Source organism: Nonomuraea turkmeniaca (genome assembly GCF_005889735.1).
GTDB classification, from domain to species: domain Bacteria; phylum Actinomycetota; class Actinomycetes; order Streptosporangiales; family Streptosporangiaceae; genus Nonomuraea; species Nonomuraea turkmeniaca.
The window spans coordinates 1-20,999 of sequence record NZ_VCKY01000187.1; the positions used below are offsets into that span (position 1 = coordinate 1).

The window sequence follows — 20,999 nt, forward strand, 5'->3', positions numbered from 1 at the left end:
ACCCGCCCCTCGTCCATGACAGCCACCCGATCGGCATCACGAGCCGTCTGCAGCCGATGCGCGATGGCGATCACTGTCCGCCCGTCCAGAACGGCGGCCAGCGCCCGCTCCGTATGCCGCGCCGTCCGCGGATCCAACAGCGCCGTCGCCTCATCCAGCACCAAGGTGTGCGGGTCGGCCAGCACCACCCGAGCCAGAGCCAGTTGCTGAGCCTGCGCCCCGTCCACCCGGTGACCCGCGGCCCCCACTTCCGTGTCGAGCCCGTCCGGCAACCCGTCGACCCACTCGGCGGCGCCCACAGCGGCGAGCGCCGCCCGCAGCTCGTCATCGTCGGCAGAGGGGGCCGCGATCTGCAGGTTGTCCCGGACGGTCCCGAGAAAGACGTGGTGCTCCTGGGTGACGAGCACGATGCGCCGCCGCAGCTCCGAGGGGTCCAGATGGCTGATCGGGACCCGCCCCACCGTCACCGAACCGGTGCGCGGCTCGTCGATGCCCGCCAGCAGCCGCCCCAGCGTCGTCTTCCCGGCACCCGACGCCCCGACGATCGCGAGCCGCTCCCCGGGCCGCACCACCAGGTCGACCCCGTGCAGGACATCGCCCCCGCCCTCGTACGCGTACCGCACCCCCGCCACCTCGATCACATCGCCATCAGGCACCCGGCCGTCCCGGGGACCGGGTGACGACACCAGTCCGAGTCCCTCGACGCGGGCGAAGGACGCGCCGCTGCTATGCAACTGCTCGATCCGCAGCAGGATGACGTCCAGCGGCTGGGAGAGCTGCCGCAGATACAGCGCCGCGGCGATCACCGCGCCCAGGGTCATCAGCCCGCGCTGGTGCAGTACCGCCCCGGCCAGCAGCACGCCCACCACCGGGACGGTGTACGAGACGTCCACGATCGGAAAGAGCACGCTACGCAGGAACAACGTCCGCAGCCGGGTGCGCCGGCACGTCTGGACGGCGTCGTGGCAGACCGCGATCCGCCGCTCCTGCAGCCCCAGCGCCTCCACCGTCCGCGCCCCCGCCGCGGTGGCCGCGAGCTGCTCCGCGAGGGCGGAGTTGGCCTCCCCCTCAGCCAGGTACGCGGACAGCGCCCGCCGCAGATACCACCGCACGGCGAACCAGATCCCCAGCAGTCCCACCACCCCGATCCCGCCGAGCAACGGGTCGAGCACGAAGACCGCTCCCACGATGAACAGCGCCTGCACCCCGGCGATCAGCACGTCGGGCCCGGCGTCGCGCACGATCGTCCCGACCGCCGCCACGTCAGCGGTCCCGCGGGCGGTCAGGTCGCCGGTGCCCGCCCGCTCGATCACGGAGGCGGGTACGGCGAGCGCCCGGTCGGCGACCTCCTCCCGTACGCGTGCGAGCGTCCGTTCCCCGAACCGATGCCCGACATAGCTGGCATATCGCGCTAGGAGGAGCTGGGCCAGCGCGAAGACGAGGATGCCGAGCGCCAGCCGATCCACCGTCCCGACCCCGCCACCCGTCTTGACCGCGTCGACGATGCGGCCCAGGAACCACGGCCCGACCAGGCCCGCCCCGGCGGCCAGCGCGTTGAGGGCGATCATGGCGGCGAAGGCCCGGCCGTCCCGCCGGATCAGCCGCAGCGCGGCGCGGCGCACCCGGGACGGCTCTGCCACCGGCAGGCCCCTCATGAGGCCTCCGTCTCACGCGACACCAGGAGCCGGTAGCCGGGCTCGCCGGCCAGGAGGTCCTGATGGCCGCCGGTCGCCACGACCACGCCGTCCACCAGGTAGTGGACGGTGTCCGCCTGGTCAAGAACGAGCGGCGAGGTGCTGGTGACGACCGTGGTACGCCCCGATCGCGCGGCACGCAGCCGGCCCGCGACGGCCGCCTCCGTGTGCGCGTCCACCGCCGACGTGGGCTCGACGGCCAGCAACGTCTCGGGATCGGCCAGCAGCGCCCGCGCCAGCCGCACCCGCTGCCGCTGGCCACCCGACAGGTTGCGGCCCTGCGGATCGATGGCCGAGCCGAGCCCGTCCGGCAGCCCGCGCACGATGTCCTGCGCCACGGCGGCGTACAGGGCCTGCTCGATGGCCTCGTCATCGGGAGAGCCTTTGCCCGAGACGACGTCCCGCAGCGTGCCGGCGAACAGGTCCGCCTCGTTGTCGGCGACCAGGATCCGCTCGCGCACCTGGGTCAGATCGATCTCGTCGAGGCTGATCCCGCCCCACGTCGCGGCCGGCTCGGCGAACCGGCCCAACCGATCGACCACCGCAGCCGAATCCGCGGGCCGGGTGCTGACCAGCGCGGTGAGCTTCCCTGGCGCGATCTCGACCCCGGACTCCGGATCACGCAGGGTCGCCGCCGCCGGCGGCGGGTCGGCGTCCCCACGCGGAACGGGTTTCAAGGAAAGGAACTGGACGACCCGGCGCGCCGCGACGATGCCGCGGGTGGCGTCGTACCCGCCCTCGATGAAGAACGAGACCGGCACCACCAGCACGGCGGTGTACCCATAGACCGCCACCAGCTCGCCGACCGTGATGTCCCCCTGGGCGGCCATCCGCGCCGCCAGCCACGTCACGGCTCCGATGAACAGGGTCGGCAGGCCGACGCCGAGCGCCTGGATCCAGCTCGTCACGGCGCCGACTCGATAACCCTCCGCCCGCAGCTCCTGGGAGCCACGCCGGTAGCGCTCGGCGTACACGTCCTTGCCGCCGAGGCCGTTGAGCACGCGCAGTCCGCCGGCGATGTCCACGAACCGGGCGGCGAGCGCGCCCTGCCCTGCCCGGTACGTCGTCTCGGCCTTGCGCAGCCGCCCGAACAGCGGCCCGGCCAGCAGCACGAGCAGCGGTACGCCGGCCAGCACCACCACGGCGAGCAGCGGCGAGACGGTCAGCAACAGCACGGCCACGACGATGTACGCCAGAACAGCGCCCACGCCCGGCCCCGTGATGGTCAGCGTCTGAGCGATCACGACGACGTCGGTGAATCCGATCGTGACGACCTCACCCGCCGTGGCCTTGCGCGACAGCGCCGCGCCCAGCCGGGTCGCCTGTGAGACCACGGCCTCGACGGTGCGGAAGGCACCATGCATCCGCACCCGGGTCATCGTGCGATGCCGCATGATGGCCAGCCAGGCGTTCACCACCCCGACGGCTAACAGCGCGGCCGCCCACCCCGCCAGCGTGGGCAGGTGCCCGGGCGTCAACCCGTCGTCGATGGCACGCGACAGCAGGTACGGCGGCAACGTCAGCCCCACCATCCACGTGCTCCCCAGCACCGCGCCCGCGGCGCACCGGCCACGCTGGGTGCGGACCAACCACCAGAGGTACCGGCCAGCGCTACGAAAGTCCGGTTTGCCGGTTTCCATGATCCGCAGTCTAGCGATCGGACCACGGGCATTCACGGCCGGGAGGTGCGCTCACCTGGGAGTTGACAGCCGTTCGCTACCATGAGACAGGGGCTGGTGTTTCGCACGTGCCATGGGCGCGATCTGTCACACGCACGGGGGGCAAGGATGGCGATAGACGAAGCCTCCGCTGCCGTGTCGGAAGAGGAGCGGCTGCGCATACTCGCGGCCGCGTGCACCGGTCTCAGCGACATCGAGGTCCTGCAGTACGCGCTGGACCAGGCGGTCGCCGACCTGCACGCGCTGAGCGGCATGGTGCATTGGCGCGGCCCCACCGGCAGCCACGAGCTGCGCCTGGTGGTCGCCTCCGGGCTGCCCCCGACGGACCTGGCGACGCACGGTGATCTCCGGTACGCGATCTGTCGCGCGCTGGACGACGGGGTGCTGACCTACCTGCCGGTCCCGCTCGCGGCGCACACCGTGATGATGACGGCGGTTCCGCTGGGCGGCACCTCCGACGCGTCACTCGGCATCCTGTCCGTGCTGACCGACGGGCCCGCCGCACCACCCGGCGACCGGCGGGCCTTCCTCCAGGCGCTGGCCTCCTGGCTGTCCGAACGACTCGGCTCCCCGGAGCCCAGCATGGGTACGGCCCGTTTGTGGCAGGCCGGCTCGTACCTGCAGCAGGCTTTGAAGGCGGCCAAGGCCGGGTCCTGGGAGTGGGACATCCGCACCGGCGACGTGTGCTGGGACGAATCCGCGCTGACGGTGCTGGGCATCGACCCCGCCACCGGCCCGCACAACATCGACACCTGGGTGAACATCGTCCACCCGCAGGACCTGCCCAGGGTGATGGCCGCGAAAGAGGAGGCCGTCCGCACCAGGAGCCTGTACGAGATCGAGTACCGCGTCCGCCGCCCCGACGGCACCACCGGCTGGATGCACGCGCGCGGCCGCCTGATCCTGGACGAGCACGGCGAGCCGGTACGCATGCTCGGCACCGTCTGGGACACGACCGAGAGCCGGGTCGCCAGGGAGTCGGCCGGCCGCGCGCTGCAGTACATGAGCGACGCCTTCCTGGCGGTGGACCGTGAGTGGCGGATCGTCTTCGCCAACCTCGACGGCGAGCGCCTCCTGGGATCCACCGAGCTCGCCGGACGGGTGTTGTGGGACCTGCCCGCGGGCGACCTCGCCGAGTTGCGGGCACGGGCACTCCAGGCGGCCGCCGACCGCGCGCCCGCCGGCTTCGACGTGCAGTGGCCGACCGACCAGCGGTGGTACCACGTACGGCTGATGCCGGTGCCGGACGGCCTGACGTTCTACTTCGCCGACGTCACCGAGAAACGTCTCCGCGACGCCGAGCGCGCCGCCGCCGAACGGGCCACCGCGGAGCGGGCCGCCTGGACCCAGGAGCTGACCCGTGCCCTCGGCGAGGCGGTGAGCGCCATGGACGTGGTGCACGTCATCACCGAGCGGGTCCTGCCGCCCTTCGACGCCACCGGACTGCTGATCGTCACGCTCGAAGACGACCGCCTGTACGTCGTCGGGGCCGCCGGACATCCACCCGCGGTACTCGACTGGATCGAGCAGCGTCCGGCCGGCGAACGTTCCGTCGTCACCGACGTGCTCCAGACCGGAGTCCCGGCCTTCATCGAAGGCCGGGAGCAGTGGCCGGGCGCCGACATCCTGATGGCCGACCCGGGCATGAACGCCTGGGTGCTGCTCCCGCTCGTCGTCCCCGGGCAGCCAGGGGGCTGCTGCGTGATCTCCTTCGGCCTCCCGCACCGGTTCACCGGCGAGGAACGCACGCTGCTCACCGCCCTGAGCGGGCTGATCGCCCAGGCGCTGGCCCGGGCCTGCCTGTACGACGCCGAGCACGCGCGTGCCGAGGAGCTGCAACACCTGCTGCTCCCCGAGTTGCCGTCGCTCCCCTGCATCACCGCGGCGGTCCGCTATCTCCCGGCCGTCCGCCCGGAATTCGGCGGATGCTGGTACGACACCATCCCGCTGTCCGCGGAGCGAGTGGCCCTCGTCATCGGCGACGTCAAAGGACACGGCGTGCCCCAGGCCGCCACCATCGGACGCCTGCGCACGGCCATGCGCACCCTCGCGAGCCTCGAGCTGCCGCCCGAGGAGCTCCTCGCCCACCTCAACGACCTGGCCAAAGAGTTCGGCGACCAGATCCACGTCACCTGCCTGTACGCCGTGTACGACCCTGCCAGCGGCGACTGTGCCATCGTCAACGCGGGGCATCCCCCGCCCGCCCTGGTCCACCCCGACGGCACCGTCCAGGTCCTGGACAAGTCGCCCGATGCGCGGCTCGGCAGCGCGGACCCGCCCTTCACCACGATCGAGTTGTGCCTGCCGGATCACACCCTTTTGGTGCTGTACACCGACGACCTGATCGAGTCCGGCGCCCGGAGCATGGACGACGGCATGGCCCGGTTCACCGGGCTCCTGACCGGCGCCCGTCCCCGATCCCGCACCGACCTGGACCGCCTGTGCGACACCGTCACCAGCGCCCTGCGGCCCGTCCAGCAACCGGCCAGTGACGGCGCGGCCCTGCTCCTCGCGCATACGCACCGGCTGGCACCCGAGAACGTCGCCACCTGGGCGTTGCCCCACGACCCGATCGCGGCCGGCGAAGCCCGCGAGCACGTACAGGAACAGCTGGCCGGCTGGCACCTGGAGGACCTGGTGCCGACCACCGAACTGGTGGCCAGCGAGCTGGTCGCCAACGTCATCCGCCACGCCAAGGGCCCGATCCGGCTCCGCCTGCTGCGCGGCACGACCCTCCTGTGCGAGGTCTCCGACGGCAGCCAGACCATACCCAGGATCCGCCACGCCGCGGACACCGACGAAGGCGGCCGCGGGCTCCAACTCGTCGCCGCCGTCTCCCAGCGCTGGGGCACCCGCTTCACCGCCGACGGCAAATGCATCTGGGCCGAACAGCTCCTGCCCTCCTAGATCCGTCGCAAGGCCTCCACACCCGCCTCTTCCAGTCGTACGGCCTCCGCCACGAGCTCGGCCAGCTCCGGGAACGACGTGCGGGCCGTGGCCATCCGGGACCACTGCCTGCCTGCCGCCCGGTAGACGGCCGCGGCGTCGGCGTGCCCGATCTCGGTCAGGAAGTCGGCGTACAGCGGGCGGGTGGCGCCGGGCGTCGTGTACTCGGACTCCAGGCAGTCCCGCAGCCGGTCGAGCGCCGGCCCGGGGTCGGGGAAACGGCGGGTCCAGCCCTGCTTGCCGGTGGTGTCGGCGAGCTGGGCGGCCAGCTTGCGCATGCCCGACAGCCCGAAGTTGGCGTCGAAGTTGTTGCCCAGGACGGGACCGGTCAGCTTGGCGACGGTGTCCCTGATCGCGCCGGCCACGTCGGGTTCCCCGGTCGCGGGCCCGGTCACCTCGATGAGGTGGTGTTTGGACTTCTTGATCGCCGACCACGCCGTCATGAAGCCGGCCAGTGGCAGCTCGGCCGGCTCGTCGTCGTACACGTGCACGATGTCGCCGGCCAGGCCGGTCACCGCGACGTCGACCGGGTCGGGGAACGGCAGGTCCGGCCGCCAGGGCAGCTGGAAGCGGCCGACCCGGCAGATCGGTTGCCGGCCCGCGTCGAGTGCGGCCCGCAGGTGACGCTCGGCGACCTTGGGGGAGCCGGTCTGGCGGGTCTCGTACGGGATGCCGGCCCGGCCCAGCGCTCGCGGGATCATCGGCTCGGGGTGTGCCTGGGCCACGATCGTCAGCATCGGGGCGTGGCCGGCGTACTCGAAGACGAAGTACATGAACCCGATGCCGCCGCCGAGCCCCAGCAGCATGGCCTCGGAGTAGCCGCCGCCCAGCACGCGCCGCAGCAGCGCCGACTCGTGGTGGTGGCGCCCGGCACGCGCGGTGACGTGGCGGTGGGCGGTGGTGTAGGACTCGCCGGTCCTGGCCATGCGGTCGCGTACCCGGCGCTTGAGATGCTGGTGATCGGTCATGATCGCTCCTGAGGCGGCCCCGCGCGAAGGACCCACGCTCCGGCTGCGCGACCCGCCGTCCGAAGAGAAACCCGACTCGATCGAAGGTCTCGCCCCGAGGACATCGATCCCCTCTGCCTTCGCAGGTGCCGCGTGGCGTGGGCACGCGGTCAGAAGGTCCGGCGCAGGACGGCGCCGCCCCCCACGTTACTGCACGGGCGGGCAGTCCGGCAGCGGGGTGTATTGGGAGAACTCCAGACGAAGCGAATCGTCGGCCGGCAGGGAGATCGCCCGGACCCGGTCCATCGTCGCCCAGCACGCAGGAAGCAGGAAGTACTTCTCATCGGTATGGATCAGCAGGCTCAGGCCGGAGTACCGGTAGCGGAACATCGAGTTCTCCCCCGGGAGCGGGGTCTCCACGATGCCGGGGCCCTCCAGGTGCAGCCGCCGCGGGGCGTAGACGACGGCGTCGTGCAGCAGGCTTGGATACTGCTGCAGCATCTGGACGAAATCGGATGCGCGTATCCGCGCGAGCTCGGCGAGCGACCACATCAGCAGGAGGGCCAGCAGGGCCACGAAGACCGTCCGCTGGACGATCCGGGTGGTGGGGGAGGCCCTGGGATAAGGGTGCACCGTGGTATGCAGCGAGACGGCGTAACCCAGGGCGAACAGCCCCAGGCCCAGGCAGATCGAGGCGACCGGTGCTCTGCCCCCCAGCTTCAGCCAACTCGCCATCAGCGACACCCCCGTCGCCACGCCGGCGATTCCCAGCACGGCCAGCACCGCGGCCGCCCCCATGGTGATCCTCCGGCGACCGGCGAGGAAATGCACCAGCAGCGTGTGGGCCGGGAGCGCGGCGAGCACCACCAGCAACATGATCACCAACGGCTCGGCCAGGATGACGCTGTACAGCATGTAGTCCTGCCACGACAGGCCCAAGAGGGTCGGTTCCAGGCCGAGCATGCGGTAGGTGTTGTTGGCGAGCAGCGCGCCGAAATAGACCATGAGTGCCGCGATGAAGGCGGTCGGCGACACGATGTGGGAGAGCACGCTCCACACACGGGTGAGTTTCTGATCGGCAAGCGCCGGCTCGTCGGCGCTTGCGGGCGTGTCCATCCGGCGGCTCTACGACTCGATGGGCGATGCGGGGCCGTCATCGGTGTCGGGCTCGTCGTCCGGAGCGGGGGCGGGCGACTCCCGTTCGACCTCCGGGGTCCCCTCGGGCGATCGGGTCTCTGTCCCGTCCGGGGTGGCCGACGTATGCGGCTCGACGGACGGGGACTCGGATCCGCCGCACTCCGGCAGGGCCTGACGATCCGGCGCGACCGCGCACCTGTCCTGGACGTAGCGGTCCGTGTCCCCCGTGACCTCGCCGAGGCGGTCGAGCGCCCGGTCGGCCCTGGCGTCATCACCGAGGGCCGAGGCGCTGACCAACTCGGCGTGGTAGAGCAGCTCGAGCAGCTGCGGGCGCACCACGGCGGGAAGATGTTCCTGTACGTCCTCTGCCGCCTCGAGGCTCTTGAGCGCCTCTTCGTGCTGCCCCAGGTTCGCCTGGGCCGTCCCCAAGCACACCAGCGCGACCGCCCGCTTGCTGGGGATGCTCATCCCGCCGCGCAGGGCCGCGGCCTGCGCCGCCTCCTTTCCCATGACACTCGCCACCTCCGCGTCCCGGCCTTCCGCCAACCCCCTCTGGCATTTCCAGCACACGTCGTACGTGGGGTGGGGCACGTCGCCGCCGCCTTCCGGCGGGACGACGCTCTTCTTCGGCCTGACCTTCACCGGCGGCGGGTTGTAGGTCTGCTGCTGGGACCCGCCCAGGTCGCCCGCGCACCCGAAGGTCAGCGCCATGCCGGCCACGGCCAGCCACCATCCCGGCAGAGTCCTCTTCACGATCACAGGTCATTACCGCGTCTCTTCGTGCGGAACATGAGCTGGCGAATTCTTGGATCAAGCGTGTGTAACTTTCACTCCCGCCTTCGGCGGCCCCGCACAGCTCACGCAGCTGATCATGACGGGTGGCACGCGCGGCTCTTGACATCCCCTGTGGACCTCTCGACACTCGGACCCGCTTCGATATGTGACATACCGCCAGGGCGGCGCAGGGATGTTAGCGCTAACCACGGCCTGGCCTTCTCACAGTTCAGGAGGTTCGCAGTGAGACGATTGCGGGCGGCGACCGTCGCCCTAGTCATGATCCTCGGCGCCTTATTCGTGGCCCCGCCGCCCGCGTCCGGCCTCGCCAAGACGGTCTACATCCCGTCCCGCTGGCAGAGCACCGGCGAGGTGCCGTGGGTGCAGGAGCGTACGAAGGAGTCGGCCAACTTCATCCTCCTGTGGGGCGACCGGTCGGGCACCGATCCGCGCAACGCGCCCACGCAGTATCGCTTCGACCCCGACAACATCCTCAGCCAGTTGGAGAGCCTCTACAGCTTCTACGTGAACACGATGCGGTTCACGCCGGAGACCGGCCTCCTGGCCCAGCACAAGATCATCGTGATCATCACGAGGACCTGGTCGAACGCACCCTTGGACGCCTGGGCTACGGGCGGCTCGACCGACGGCAGGGTCGGGGTCATCAACATCGCCCCCGGGGCCGCCCAGCCCGGATCCTGGGGCCTGGCCCACGAACTGGCCCACGTGTTCCAGAACTACACCTTCCTCGGCCGGTCCGGGTACGGGTTCACGCACCCGAGCGCCGGGACGTTCTGGGAGGCGAGCGCCGAGTTCATGGCCATGCAGGTCTACCCGAGGACGGCCGCGGGCGACCTCACCAGGTTCATCCGCACGGAGAACCTCGCCTACAGCAGCAGCCGCCACCACTACGGCGCCTGGATGCTCGCGCAGTACATCAAGGACCGCGACGGCCTGGCCATGTTCAACCGCATGTGGAACGAGGCCAGGAACACCGAGCACCCGCTGGAGACCTACCGCCGCATCGCCGGCATCGACCAGGCTGAGCTCAACCGCCGCCTCGGCGAGTACGCCCAGCGCAACGTCACCTGGGACTACTCCAACCGGGCCGACTTCATGCCGTTCATCAACAGCCTCTATCCGTTCATCACCGCCTACAACGGCGTCAACGTGGAGGCGGTCAACGCCTCGGCCGGGCACTTCCGCATCTCGGACGCCCTCGCGCCGTCCGACTACGGCTACAACAAGATCCGTCTCGTGCCGAGCAGCGACGGCGCCCTCATCCGGATGCGCTTCCGCGGTCACGTCAACTCCGGCGCGCAGTCGGGCTGGTCGTACGGGTTCGTCGCGGTCAGGAACGGCACCCCGCGCTACGGCCCCGTCCACAACTCCTCCAACGGCGAGGTGACCTTCCAGACTCAGCCGGGCGAGAGGGACGTCTACCTCGTGGTCGTCGGCGCGCCGGGGACCGTGCACAAGTACGCCTTCCTCGACGGTTACCCGAAGAACTACCGCTACCCGTACCAGTTCCGCCTGCAGGGCGCCACGCCGTGGGGCTTCGAGCCGGGCCACGTGAAGCCGCCCGCGCCGGGCAACGGCCACTGGCACTCCAACGGCGGCGGCTGGGTGGACAACCGGGCCAACGTGGCCGCCACCGCCTACGTCGGCCCGCGTGCCGCCGTGTACGGCAACAGCACGGTCAGCGGCAACGCCCGTGTTGAGGACCTCGCCTGGGTGAACAGCGGCGCCACGGTCGGCGGCAACGCCGTGGTCAAGAACAGCGCCCTGGTCCAGGGCGGGGCCAACCTCAGCGGCAGCGTGGTCATCGGCGGCGACGCCGAGCCGGCCACGGCCTGCGGCTCAGGGACGTACCTGATGTTCAACCCCGATCGCCGCTGCGACGGCGGCGCCGGCGAGACGGACGTCAACCCGCCCCACCCGATCTTCAGCGACAACGACCTGGCCTTCGGCGGCGGCGGCGACCCCACGCCGGTCAACCTGGCCGCGAGCGCGACGCCCTCGGCCTCGTACACCTCGCCGTGGGAGAGCGTCGCGGCGATCAACGACGGCACCGTGCCCAGCCCGCGCTGGGGCACCTGGCCCGAGACCGGGACCCAATGGGCCGAGCTGACCTGGTCCTCGACGCAGACGATCAAGTCGGCGGAGGTCTACTTCTTCGACGACGGGGGCGGGGTGCGCGTGCCCGCGTCGTGGAAGCTCCAGTACTGGAACGGCAGCGCGTACGTGGACGTGGCCAACCCGAGCGGCTACCCGATCGCGGCCGGGACCTACAACCCGGTCATGTTCAGCGCGGTCAGCACCACCCGGCTCCGGGTCGTGCTGCAGAGCGGCCAGGCTTCGGTCGGGCTGCTGGAGGTACGCGCGCTCGGTTAGGCGAGCCGGAGGCCCGCCGGGTTCATGATCGCGGTGGCGAGGCTCTGGACGAAACGCATGATCAGAGCCTCGAGAAGCATCAGGGCGGCCTTGGCGAGCAGCGAGGCCAGGAACTCGGACAACTCTCCACCTCACGGGGGGTTCGAAACTTCCTCTAAAGGCATATTTCGGGAGAAAGGTGTACATACGGGTATGATCAACATATCTATTCGGTGAACTGTCGATGACCGATGCGCGCCCGGGCCGTGGAGACCGATCACGGCGCGGGCGCGTCACGTGCGCGGCGTCACCGTTTGCCGGCGGTGGAAGTCGACGTGGCCTTGCGGCCGCCGGTCGTCGTCGTGGACTTGCGCCCGCGGGGCGCTGCGCTCTTGTCGCCGCCCGTGGTGGTGGCGGCCCGGCTCCGTGTGGCGGTCGTCCCGCGTGTCGAGGTCGTCCCGCCTGTCGAGGCTGCCCCGCGTGCCGTGGTCGTGCCCCGCGTAGAGGTCGTGCCCCGTGTGGTCGTGCCCTTTGCGGTGGCGCCCTTTGCGGTGGCACCCTTTGCGGTCGTGCCCTTTGCAGTCGTGCCCTTTGCGGTCGTGCCCCGTGTGGTCGTTGTGGCTTCTGTGGCCGACGTCGGCTGGGTGGCCGGTGTGGAGGCTTGGCGCGGGCGGGCCGGCGGCGGAAGGCCTCGCCGCCGCTGGGCGATGACCGTGCCGGCGCCGATGGCGGCCGCGACCGGCCATTCGACGACCCCGAAGGCCGCCAGCGCGCCGAGCGCTCCGTAGTAGGCGATCTTCTCGGGTGCAGGCAGGAACGTACGGGCGACGTCCACGTAGTGGCCGAGCTCCTTCCTGCTGATGTGCGGCATCTCGATGTGCGGCATCGACACGTGTGGCATCGACATGTGCGGCATCTCGATGTGCGGCATCCGGACTTCGGGCGGGCGGACCTCGACGCTGAGCATCGGCAGGTCCAGCGTGAGCCGCCTAGGTGCCTTACCGTCGGCGCGTGCTCGCGTCTGGGTCGCGGTCATGATCCCTCCTGCACGATGATGGAGACCTTCCTGTCCTCCTATCCGGTGCGCATCCCCTTAGTCCGCATTTGTCGGATTTGGTGGTTTCTATACGCCCGGACCAGGAGCACGCCGATCGCACTCTGCGACCTGACGACACGGGCCGCGACGGGCGCCGCCCGTGGGGTCAGCCGCGGGAGATCAGGGACCAGCCGTTGCGGACCGGGGAGAAGGCCACGTTGTGGATCGGCTGGCCGCCCGCGGCGAACTTCTTCATCTGCTGGAAGCACTCGTTGTCGATGTTGCGGGTGTAGAACGCGTTCCCGGCGACGACCGCCCATCCGCCCGTGTAGGGGAAGGCGACCCGGGTCACGCGGCGCCCGCTCCGCGACATGGTGAGCATCCTCCGGTAGCACTCCTCGTCGATGTTGCGGGCGAAGAAGCCCTTCGTGCCGACCACGACCCAGCGGTTCCCGCCCGCGGGCGGGAAGGCGACGTGCACGACCTGCTGGCCGGCCTTGTAGTACGCGACGATCTTCTGGTAGCACTCCTCGGGGATGTTGCGGGCGTAGAACGCCTTGTCCCCGGTGATCACCCAACTGTTGCCGCCCCCGGGCGGGAACGCGACGCAGTGGATCCTGGTCCCGGCGGCGATCAGCTGCTTGAGCTTGGCGAAGCACTCGTCCGGGATGTTAGGGGCGAAATAGCCGCCGTTCTGCGTCACGATGACCCAGCCGTTGGACGGTGTGAACGAGAACGAGGTGATGCCGGAGGGCGCCATCTTGCCCATCCGCGCGTGGGCCTCGTCCGGGATGCGGCGGTTGAAGTAGCGGCCGGCCGCCGCCTCCGCCGTACCCGTCAATCCCAGGGTGGCCAGTCCCGCGGCGCCCGTCAGGGCGAAGAACCCCCTCCGATCGAGCCGCCCCGGCGAAGTAGCCAACAGTGCACGCATAGTGTCTCCCGGTAATAGATCAGATGTGGGAGCTAGTTTGGCCGAATATGCGCCTGAATGCCAAGATTTTGGCGGTTTTGTACGCTACAGGCCGGTTGTTAGGCCGATCCCGACCAGGACGAGGCTGATGAAGGACGCCACGGCACGGAGTGTGTTCCAGGCCGTCCACCTGGGTGAATAGTCCTTCCACGACATCGTGCCGGCGTTGAGCGCGTTGTTCATCGGCACGTTGATCGCCACCGTGACGAGGAACGAGCCGACGAAGTTCACCGCGGCGGCGGCGAAGAACCATGCCGCGGCCGGAGCGCCTCCCAGTAACCCGGCCGCCAGCGCCGCGAGTGGCGCGCCGAGGAACGGGAGGTAGAGCCACGGATTGAGGATCTTCTGATTGATGCTTCGCATCGCCTCCTCGGCCTGGGCGGGGGCGATGGCGTTCAGGCCGGGCATCACGGACATGGAGAAGGTGTAGAAGAGGCCGGCGATGGCGGCGTGCAGGGCGAGTGTGACCAGAGCGAGTATCAACATGTTCATATGGTGATGCGCCGTGGGTGAGACGGTCCATGCATGGTCCACTCACCCGCATACGCCGGCGTCTACGAGTCCCCGTTCCCGGACACGAGGCGCGCGGGGAAACCGCCGGTCGCGATCGGGCCCCAGCGGTCGATGTGGATGCGGATCAGCGACTTGTCCTGACGCCGCATGGCCGCGCGGTATTCATCCCAGTCCGGGTGCTCGCCGGCGATGCACCGGTAGTACTCGACGAGCGCGTCCACGGCCTCGGGCATGTCGAGCACCTCAGCGTGCCCGTCCACCTGGACGTACGGGCCGTTCCAGTCATCGGACAACACGCAGATCGACACCCGGTCGTCCCGTCGGGCGTTGCGTGCCTTGGCACGGTCGGGATATGTGGAGACCACGATCCGGCCGCCCTCGTCGACCCCGCAGCTGACCGGCGACAACTGCGGCCGCCCGTCCGTACGGGTGGTGGACAGCAGGCCGTGGTGCCTGAGGCGGAGGAACTCGAGCAGTTCGGGCAGGTCGACGCGGCGCGCGGTCGCGATGTTCGGAGCCATCTGGTGTGCCTCTCGGTCATAGCAGGTCAGCTCACGACCCTATCGAGAGCGGCTACAGCAGACGCTCGCGGCGAGCCGCCGCGGCCTGCCGCACCTCGGTGAGGAACGCCTCGGTGTGGCGATGTCGCGCCGGATCACCATCCGCCTCCCTGCCGCTGAAGGTGTCCGCGTATTGCGTGTACAGCACCCAGCAACCGCGGATTCCCGACAGGAGGTTCTCGAGGAGGTCGAGAGCCGGGCGGGTGGGATTGATCGGAGTCATGGGCAGCAAGACCGACTCCATGCTGATGCCGAGTTCGGGATGGTTGTCGTGAGCCCTGGCGATGAGGTCTTCGGCCCGGGTTATCCGGTGTTTCGCCTCGGTGACGCCACGAAGGTGGCCTTCGGCGACGTGCAGGGCGTTGCGGATCATCGGCATGACCGCCTGCCAGGGGGAGGAGCCCGCGGTCATCGCGCCGACGATTTCGGCGAGGCTGTCCTGGGCGAGGGCTTTGACGCGGTCGACCTCGGTGAGGATCTGCGCCGGGTGGAGGCGGATCTGGTCGGCGGTGGCGATGGTCGCCGCATGGAGCCAGTGAGCGGCGGCGATGGCGGCCGCTGTCGGCTCGATCCGCGTGAACAGTTCTTCGGCGCCGAAGGGATGCCGGTGGAGGATGGTGTCCGCCTGGGCGACCTGGAGCGGTGAGGCGTCCTCGCGGCTGAGGATGACGGCCTGCTGGGCCCGTGCCCGCAGATCGCCGAGTTCGGCCTGCTCGATGGCGGCCAGTTCGGAGATGACCTCGGTCGTGATGCGTGCCGTTAAAGGGGGTGCCTTGAGCGCGTACAGGTTGCGTGCGACCCGGTGGGCCATCTCCTCGACCCGGGTGGACGATCGGGCGCCGTTGAGCGGCCGACGATGCCTGGTCAGGGCCGGCACGACAGTGCTGAAGGCGTCGCGTTCCCGCTGGCGGTGCCATCCGATGCTGTTGGGCCCCTGCTGCTCGGCGGCGCTGGCCGGGTGGGTGTAGCAGCGCCAGCAGGCCTGTGACAGCTCGGTCAGGCAGGTGGCCAGGCGGAGTGCGTTCGGTCCTGAGGGGAGCTCCGCCACGGTGGTGGCGATCTCGCCGACCCCGGTGCTCCAGTAGGCGATGAGCGCGTTGCGGACTGGGTCAACGGCGTACCGGGTCACGCGGGGCTCCTTATGTAGAGATAGGGGAGCGTGGCGCCATGCTCAGGATGCTTGATACACCGCAGTTCCGGAGGCCTTTTGCGGGTGTTGCAAGTCGTTGATCAGCGCTTTTGCCGGGAATGCGGAAAACTTTTTTGGCGAGGCGGCGAGTGCGTCGGCTGCGCGGCGGGTCACGTTCACGGAGTCGGCGACTGGGCGACACCGGACGCCATCCGAGCCGCCCGACGGCTGGCGGTTAGCCTGGAAGGGTGAGCATCTCCGCAGGTAGCTACACATTGGGACCCGACTCCGGCCGGCTCCTCGTCAAGACGACCCGCACCGGGCTGGGCGCGAAGGTCGGCCATGACCTCACGCTCGAGGTCACCCGATGGCGCGGCGACGTCACGCTGGACCCCGCCGCCCCGGGCGACTCGTCGGTGACCGTCGAGGTCGACGCCGCGTCGATCGAAGTCCGCGAAGGAACGGGTGGCGTCAAGCCGCTGACGAGCTCCGATCGTGGCGAGATCCAGAAGATCATCCGGGAGAAGATCCTGCACACCGATCGTCACTCGACGATCACGTTCCGGTCGGCAAGGGTTGATGCGACGGCGGAGTCGTTCAGCGTCGAGGGCGACCTCGCCATCGCCGGCGTCACGCGGCCTGCCACGGTGCGGGGCTCGCTGGCGGAGGGCCGCGTACGGTGCTCGGCGGTCATCGAGCAGTCCCGTTGGGGGATCAAGCCGTACTCGGCGTTGTTGGGCGCGCTGAAGCTCAACGACGAGGTAGAAGTGCTGTTCGACGGCGTCCTGAGCTTCCGCCAGGAGCCCTAAGGTGACGGTACGCTCGACGTACCCCCTGTGAGCTGCGCAAATGCCTGGCTGATCCCCCGGAAGCAGGCCCCATGAGCGAGCACGTCCACGTCCGCGTCAACAACGGCCTGGCCGTCACCGAGGACGGGGAGCTGGTCGAGGAGTACGGCTGCCGGTGCGGCGCCACCTGGACCCGCGTCCACCGGGCCGACGAGGGCCGTCCGGAACTCTGAGCCGTCCGTTTCGGCCCTGTGCGCCCAGGACGCCACCTGTGCCGGGACGTTCCGCGACTGTGCCATGCAGCGGATCGAGATCATTGATTCCTGGCTGATCGGTGTCCACGTCTCCGGCGTCGTACGCGTGGCTGAGCCGGACGATCCTCGACGAGCCGACAGCTAGGCGCCGTCGCCGTTCGGTGATGTGTGGTGGCCGGTCGAGGGAGAGCCGATCGAAGGCCCCGACGCGGACACCGTCCGGGTCCACACCAGCCCTCAGGAGACGGCAGCGCCGCCGGGCATCATCTCCCGCAGATCAGGTGAGGGCGCGCGCCAGGGCGTTGCCCTCGCCCGGCGCGACCGGCGTGGTCAGGAACACCGGTCCCTGGGACATGAAACGCGGCCGCGTCCCCCGGTGCTCGTCCGCCGCGTGCACGGTCAGCGGGTGCACCAGGTACATGTCACCCGGCAGCCCGGTCGCGTACGCCACCGGCCGGTCCTTGGAGGCCGCGTCCAGCAGCGGCCCCGCCTCGAACGGGTCCAGCACCTGCTCACCCAGCGCCCGTGCGGCGTCACGATGGGAGCCCACCCGGATGCGGGTCGGCGCGTCGTCGTCACCCACCTCCGACAGCAACACGAGCAACAACATCGTCTCCGGCCGCCCCGACACGGCCCACGAGCCGTCGGGCCTGGCCACGGAGGCGTCGATGTGCCAGCCCCGATCGTCGACCGACGCCTTACCGGGGAAGCGGATCGGCATGTTGCCGATGGCGCCGCGCGGCACCCATCCACCGGGACCGGCCACCTCGTCCAGCGCCTGATGCAGCCGGGGGCTGCGCATGAGCTCCCCGAACGGGCCGTGGCCGGCCAGGTCGGCGGTCCACACCACGGGCTCGCGCCAGCCCGAGGGGTCGTCAGGTGACAGGCCGATCTGCTGCCACACCAGCGTTCTGGCGGCGTCCCCGACCTCGCGGGGCACGGCCGCCTCCAACTTGACGAACCCTTCGGCCACGAAACGGTCAATGTCCACGACAGTCATACGAGCCACCATAACGACGCAGTCCATCGGATTTTTCCTTGGGCAACATTCCGGAAGGAGAACGTCCGGAAGAAGCCCTAGCATGCGCACCATGACCGACGACACCGTCATCAACGAGCCGTCCCTGACCGCCGGTGAAGTCGAGACGCTGCTGTTCGCCCTCGACCGCTCCCGTGCCACGTTCGCCTGGAAGACCGGCGGCCTGGACGCCGCCGCCCTGAACCGGCCGCACCCGCCGAGCACGATGACCCTGGGCGGGTTGATCAAGCACCTGACCAGGGTCGAGGAGGAGACGGCGGCCTGGCGCCTGTTCGGGGAGCGGCCCACGCCGCCCTGGGACACCGCCGAACACGACTGGGAATGGGAGGCCGCCGCCGACGACACGCCCGACGAGCTCTACACCCGTTGGCGCCAAGCCGTCGCCCGCACGCGGGCCGCCGTGGCGAAGGTCCTGGCCGATGGCGGCCTCGACCGGCCCGCAGGGTTCACCGTCACCGAGGACGGCCAATCGCCCAACGTGCGCCGCATCCTGGTCGACGTCCACGACGAATACGCCCGGCACGTCGGCCACGCGGACCTGTTCCGCGAGGCGATCGACGGCCTGGTGGGCGAGGACCCGCCCCAGCCGGACTAGCCGGTTCCGGCGATCCGCCGCATCTCCGCGGCCGAGGTCATACGTGCCTCCTGCGAACGGCGGCGGCGAGCCGGTCGTACTCCCGCCGGAGCTCCCTCGTGTCACCTTTTCTGGATGTGATCCGTCAGTGGTACGAGGCAGTTGACCGAAAGGGAAGGCGACCGTGACGCCCGATGACTTTCTGGCCGTGGAGTTCGAGGGTCACCGCCCTCATCTGAAGGCGGTCGCGTACCGCATGCTCGGCTCGCTGACGGAGGCCGAGGACGCCGTTCAGGAGGCGTGGCTGCGGCTCGCCCGCTCGGACGCTGACGACATCGACAACCTCGGCGGCTGGCTGACCACCGTGGTCGGCCGGGTGTGCCTGGACATGCTCCGCGCCCGGAAGGGGCGGCGTGAAGAGTCGCTGGAAGCCCGTCTCCCGGATCCGGTGGTCAGCCGGGAAGGCGCCGCCGACGTCGCCGACCCGGAGCAGCAGGCGTTGCTGGCCGACTCGGTGGGGCTGGCGCTGCTGGTGGTGCTGGAGTCGCTGACCCCGGCGGAACGGCTGGCGTTCGTGCTGCATGACATGTTCGGGCTGCCGTTCGAGGAGATCGCGCCCATCGTGGACCGGACGCCTGCGACGGCCAAGAAGCTCGCCAGCCGGGCGCGCCTGCGGGTCCGTGGCGCGGCCCCGAGCACCGACCCTGATCTGGCCGGTCAGCGCCGGGTGGTGGACGCGTTCCTGGTCGCCGCACGCGACGGCGACTTCGACGCGCTGCTGGCCATCCTCGATCCCGACGCGGTGTTGCGCGTCGACGGCGGCGCTCTCACCGGCGGCCTGAAGATCGTCCGTGGTGCCGCGGCCGTGGCCGGGCAGGCCGCCACCTACCGGCGCATGGCCACCGCGACCACCAGCCACCCCGCACTGATCAATGGCATCGCCGGCCTGGTCAACGCCATCGACGGCCAGCCGATCTCCGTCATGAGCTTCACCGTCGCCGACGGCAAGATCGTCGCGATCGACATCCTGTCCGACCCCGACCGCGTGGCCGCCCTGGACCTGGCCGACCTCACCGGCTGACACACACCGGTGCCCGAGCGCCCGGCTGCCCACGTCAGGACAGCCGGCAGATCACCTCGGGCACCACCCCGTTCGCAGGCTTCTCGGCCACCGCGTTGCGGCCCTGGTACTTCCACTGGCAGACCGTCGTCGGGGTGATGGTCGCGGCGAAGTTCGGGCCACCGCCGAAGCACGACAGGGCGTTCCAGTTGCCGGAGGCCATGCTGTAGCCGTTCGCCTGGCAGTATGCCTGGACGTCGGTGAAGGCGATCGTGCCTTGGGCGGGCGCTGGGGGGTCGTCGCTCGGGGGCGGCGTGGTCTTGGTCGGCTTGGTCACGGGCTTGCGGGTCGGGCTCGTCGTGGGCTCGACCGCGGCCACCGTACGCGTCGGCTTGCGGGTCTTGCTCGGCGTGCTTCGCGGGGTGTCGCTCGTGCTGGGCACCGCCTTGGCCAACTGCCTGACGGCCCCCGAAGCGGGTGCGCTGGTGGGAGGCTCGCTGGGCACGCTGGAGGAAGGGGAGAGCACGGGGAGCGACACCGTCGGGGGCGCCCCTGCCGACTGGTTGCCGGCTGCGCTGGGTGCGAAGGTGAAGTAGCCGGTCACCGTGGTGACGAGCAGGGCCGCGGCCGCCGTACCCATGATCAGGCCGTGCCGCCGACCGCCCGACTTCTGCGCGGGTGCGCCCGCGACCGCGGGGCCAGGAGCGGTCGGGACACCGGGCACGCCTTCCGAGCCGGAGGCCGGCACGGTGTGCCAGGCGGGGACGGGAAGAGCACGCAGCCGTTCGACCACCTGGCCGGCGGTGGGCCGCTGGGTCGGGTCCTTGGCCAGGCACTCCTCCAGCAGCGCCCGCAGCGCCCCGTCCAGACCGCGGAGGTCCGGCTCGCCCTGCAGGATGATGTGCAGGATGCCAGGGATCGACTCGCCGGCGAAGGCCCGCTGCCCGGTGGCCGCGTACACCATGGTCGCGGCCCAGGCGAACAGGTCGGCCGCGGGCCCGACGTCGCCGCCGGCAATCTGCTCGGGCGCCATGTACGCGGGACTGCCGATGGGCTGGCTGCTGACGACCGACTGGCTGAGGTCCAGCGCCCGGGCGATGCCGAAGTCGATGACGACCGGCCCCTCCGGCCCGAGCAGCACGTTGCCGGGCTTGAGGTCGCGGTGCACCACCCCTGCCTCGTGGATGGCCGCCAGCGCGGTCGCGGTGTTGACCGCCAGCCGCTGCAGAGCGGCCGCCCCGCGCGGCCCGTTGTCCTGCACGGCGGTCTGCAGCGACGGCCCGTCGACGAACTCGCTGACGATGTACGGCCGGCCGCCGACGAACCCGAAGTCGAGCACCTGGGCCGTGCAGAAGGGCGCCACCCGCTTGGCGGTCTCCACCTCGCCCAGGAAACGTTGTTGCGCCCGCTTGTCGGTCATCAGGTGCGGGTGGAGCAGCTTGACCGCCACGAGCCCGCCGTCGCCGTCCCGTCCCACGTAGACGGTGCCCTGCCCGCCGGAGCCGAGCACCCCGACGAGCCGGTAC

At 70.4% G+C, this 20,999-nt stretch carries 19 protein-coding genes; 6 read left to right on the plus strand and 13 right to left on the minus strand.

The genetic code is table 11. The annotated features are described in order from the left end of the window. Together ETD86_RS39115 and ETD86_RS39120 are read right to left on the minus strand one after the other, a co-directional pair. Nucleotides 1–1,655: ABC transporter ATP-binding protein (locus ETD86_RS39115; protein ID WP_138671684.1), on the minus strand; the 1,655-nt coding region annotated here is incomplete at its 3' end. Then, nucleotides 1,652–3,334 carry an ABC transporter ATP-binding protein gene (locus ETD86_RS39120; RefSeq protein WP_138671685.1) on the minus strand — a complete coding sequence of 561 codons (1,683 nt, stop codon included), beginning with the start codon at nucleotides 3,332–3,334 and terminating at the stop codon, nucleotides 1,652–1,654. The genes ETD86_RS39115 and ETD86_RS39120, both read right to left, overlap by 4 nt. Before the next feature lie 147 nt (nucleotides 3,335–3,481). Here ETD86_RS39120 and ETD86_RS39125 point away from each other — a divergent pair, with 147 nt between their 5' ends. Further along, nucleotides 3,482–6,280 (plus strand): SpoIIE family protein phosphatase, encoded by a 2,799-nt coding sequence (locus tag ETD86_RS39125; protein WP_211370594.1) that lies wholly within the window; start codon nucleotides 3,482–3,484, stop codon nucleotides 6,278–6,280. Here ETD86_RS39125 and ETD86_RS39130 read toward each other — a convergent pair. From ETD86_RS39130 to ETD86_RS39140, 3 genes are all read right to left on the minus strand, one after another. Next, entirely contained in the window at nucleotides 6,277–7,287 is a 1,011-nt protein-coding gene (locus ETD86_RS39130; RefSeq protein WP_138671686.1) for a BtrH N-terminal domain-containing protein, read from the minus strand. The two genes, ETD86_RS39125 and ETD86_RS39130, sit on opposite strands and share 4 nt — an antisense overlap. A 186-nt stretch (nucleotides 7,288–7,473) precedes the next feature. Continuing rightward, the gene (locus tag ETD86_RS39135; RefSeq protein ID WP_138671687.1) at nucleotides 7,474–8,382 is read right to left on the minus strand and encodes a hypothetical protein; all 909 of its coding nucleotides are present in this window, start codon (nucleotides 8,380–8,382) and stop codon (nucleotides 7,474–7,476) included. Nucleotides 8,383–8,391: 9 nt separating this feature from the next. Continuing rightward, nucleotides 8,392–9,156: a tetratricopeptide repeat protein gene (locus ETD86_RS39140; RefSeq protein WP_138671688.1), complete on the minus strand. Its 765-nt coding sequence runs from the start codon at nucleotides 9,154–9,156 to the stop codon at nucleotides 8,392–8,394. A 264-nt stretch (nucleotides 9,157–9,420) separates the two neighbouring features. Here ETD86_RS39140 and ETD86_RS39145 point away from each other — a divergent pair, with 264 nt between their 5' ends. Next, entirely contained in the window at nucleotides 9,421–11,571 is a 2,151-nt protein-coding gene (locus ETD86_RS39145) for a DUF6055 domain-containing protein (protein WP_211370595.1), read from the plus strand. Here the strand turns inward: ETD86_RS39145 and ETD86_RS59375 are convergent. The 6 genes from ETD86_RS59375 to ETD86_RS39175 form a co-directional block, all read right to left on the minus strand. Beyond that, complete coding sequence (locus ETD86_RS59375) at nucleotides 11,568–11,693, minus strand: hypothetical protein (protein ID WP_281287028.1); 126 nt, start codon at nucleotides 11,691–11,693, stop codon at nucleotides 11,568–11,570. The two genes, ETD86_RS39145 and ETD86_RS59375, sit on opposite strands and share 4 nt — an antisense overlap. 164 nt (nucleotides 11,694–11,857) lie before the next feature. Next, nucleotides 11,858–12,586, minus strand: a complete 729-nt coding sequence (locus ETD86_RS39155) for a hypothetical protein (protein ID WP_138671689.1) — start codon at nucleotides 12,584–12,586, stop codon at nucleotides 11,858–11,860. A 166-nt stretch (nucleotides 12,587–12,752) separates the two neighbouring features. Continuing rightward, complete coding sequence (locus tag ETD86_RS39160; protein ID WP_138671690.1) at nucleotides 12,753–13,517, minus strand: hypothetical protein; 765 nt, start codon at nucleotides 13,515–13,517, stop codon at nucleotides 12,753–12,755. A gap of 84 nt (nucleotides 13,518–13,601) precedes the next feature. Beyond that, on the minus strand, nucleotides 13,602–14,042 hold the full coding sequence (locus tag ETD86_RS39165) for an anthrone oxygenase family protein (RefSeq protein ID WP_138671691.1): 441 nt from the start codon (nucleotides 14,040–14,042) through the stop codon (nucleotides 13,602–13,604). Nucleotides 14,043–14,110: 68 nt separating this feature from the next. Continuing rightward, on the minus strand, nucleotides 14,111–14,590 hold the full coding sequence (locus ETD86_RS39170) for a PPOX class F420-dependent oxidoreductase (protein WP_138671692.1): 480 nt from the start codon (nucleotides 14,588–14,590) through the stop codon (nucleotides 14,111–14,113). 52 nt (nucleotides 14,591–14,642) lie between these two features. Beyond that, entirely contained in the window at nucleotides 14,643–15,758 is a 1,116-nt protein-coding gene (locus ETD86_RS39175; protein WP_138671693.1) for a hypothetical protein, read from the minus strand. Between the two features lie 248 nt (nucleotides 15,759–16,006). On the opposite strand from ETD86_RS39175, the gene ETD86_RS39180 reads away from it, so the two are divergent. Both ETD86_RS39180 and ETD86_RS55865 read left to right on the plus strand, forming a co-directional pair. Beyond that, nucleotides 16,007–16,567: a YceI family protein gene (locus ETD86_RS39180; protein ID WP_138671694.1), complete on the plus strand. Its 561-nt coding sequence runs from the start codon at nucleotides 16,007–16,009 to the stop codon at nucleotides 16,565–16,567. A 71-nt stretch (nucleotides 16,568–16,638) separates the two neighbouring features. Further along, nucleotides 16,639–16,779, plus strand: coding sequence for a hypothetical protein (locus ETD86_RS55865; RefSeq protein WP_170223495.1), 141 nt, complete (start codon nucleotides 16,639–16,641; stop codon nucleotides 16,777–16,779). A gap of 298 nt (nucleotides 16,780–17,077) precedes the next feature. On the opposite strand, the gene ETD86_RS39185 is transcribed toward ETD86_RS55865, so the two are convergent. Then, entirely contained in the window at nucleotides 17,078–17,800 is a 723-nt protein-coding gene (locus tag ETD86_RS39185; RefSeq protein WP_211370596.1) for a phytanoyl-CoA dioxygenase family protein, read from the minus strand. A 91-nt stretch (nucleotides 17,801–17,891) separates the two neighbouring features. On the opposite strand from ETD86_RS39185, the gene ETD86_RS39190 reads away from it, so the two are divergent. Both ETD86_RS39190 and ETD86_RS39195 read left to right on the plus strand, forming a co-directional pair. Then, nucleotides 17,892–18,434, plus strand: a complete 543-nt coding sequence (locus ETD86_RS39190) for a mycothiol transferase (RefSeq protein WP_246148923.1) — start codon at nucleotides 17,892–17,894, stop codon at nucleotides 18,432–18,434. A gap of 163 nt (nucleotides 18,435–18,597) precedes the next feature. After that, complete coding sequence (locus ETD86_RS39195) at nucleotides 18,598–19,494, plus strand: sigma-70 family RNA polymerase sigma factor (protein ID WP_138671696.1); 897 nt, start codon at nucleotides 18,598–18,600, stop codon at nucleotides 19,492–19,494. Between the two features lie 34 nt (nucleotides 19,495–19,528). Here ETD86_RS39195 and ETD86_RS39200 read toward each other — a convergent pair. Next, a partial coding sequence (locus ETD86_RS39200; RefSeq protein ID WP_138671697.1) for a serine/threonine-protein kinase occupies nucleotides 19,529–20,999 on the minus strand: 1,471 nt, incomplete at its 5' end.

Coding starts and splice junctions, on each gene's coding strand:
- ETD86_RS39120 (WP_138671685.1), bottom strand. CDS start 3,334: ATGGAAACCGGCAAACCGGACTTTCGTAGCGCTGGCCGGTACCTCTGG.
- ETD86_RS39125 (WP_211370594.1), top strand. CDS start 3,482: ATGGCGATAGACGAAGCCTCCGCTGCCGTGTCGGAAGAGGAGCGGCTG.
- ETD86_RS39130 (WP_138671686.1), bottom strand. CDS start 7,287: ATGACCGATCACCAGCATCTCAAGCGCCGGGTACGCGACCGCATGGCC.
- ETD86_RS39135 (WP_138671687.1), bottom strand. CDS start 8,382: ATGGACACGCCCGCAAGCGCCGACGAGCCGGCGCTTGCCGATCAGAAA.
- ETD86_RS39155 (WP_138671689.1), bottom strand. CDS start 12,586: ATGACCGCGACCCAGACGCGAGCACGCGCCGACGGTAAGGCACCTAGG.
- ETD86_RS39160 (WP_138671690.1), bottom strand. CDS start 13,517: ATGCGTGCACTGTTGGCTACTTCGCCGGGGCGGCTCGATCGGAGGGGG.
- ETD86_RS39165 (WP_138671691.1), bottom strand. CDS start 14,042: ATGTTGATACTCGCTCTGGTCACACTCGCCCTGCACGCCGCCATCGCC.
- ETD86_RS39170 (WP_138671692.1), bottom strand. CDS start 14,590: ATGGCTCCGAACATCGCGACCGCGCGCCGCGTCGACCTGCCCGAACTG.
- ETD86_RS55865 (WP_170223495.1), top strand. CDS start 16,639: ATGAGCGAGCACGTCCACGTCCGCGTCAACAACGGCCTGGCCGTCACC.
- ETD86_RS39185 (WP_211370596.1), bottom strand. CDS start 17,800: ATGACTGTCGTGGACATTGACCGTTTCGTGGCCGAAGGGTTCGTCAAG.
- ETD86_RS39190 (WP_246148923.1), top strand. CDS start 17,892: ATGACCGACGACACCGTCATCAACGAGCCGTCCCTGACCGCCGGTGAA.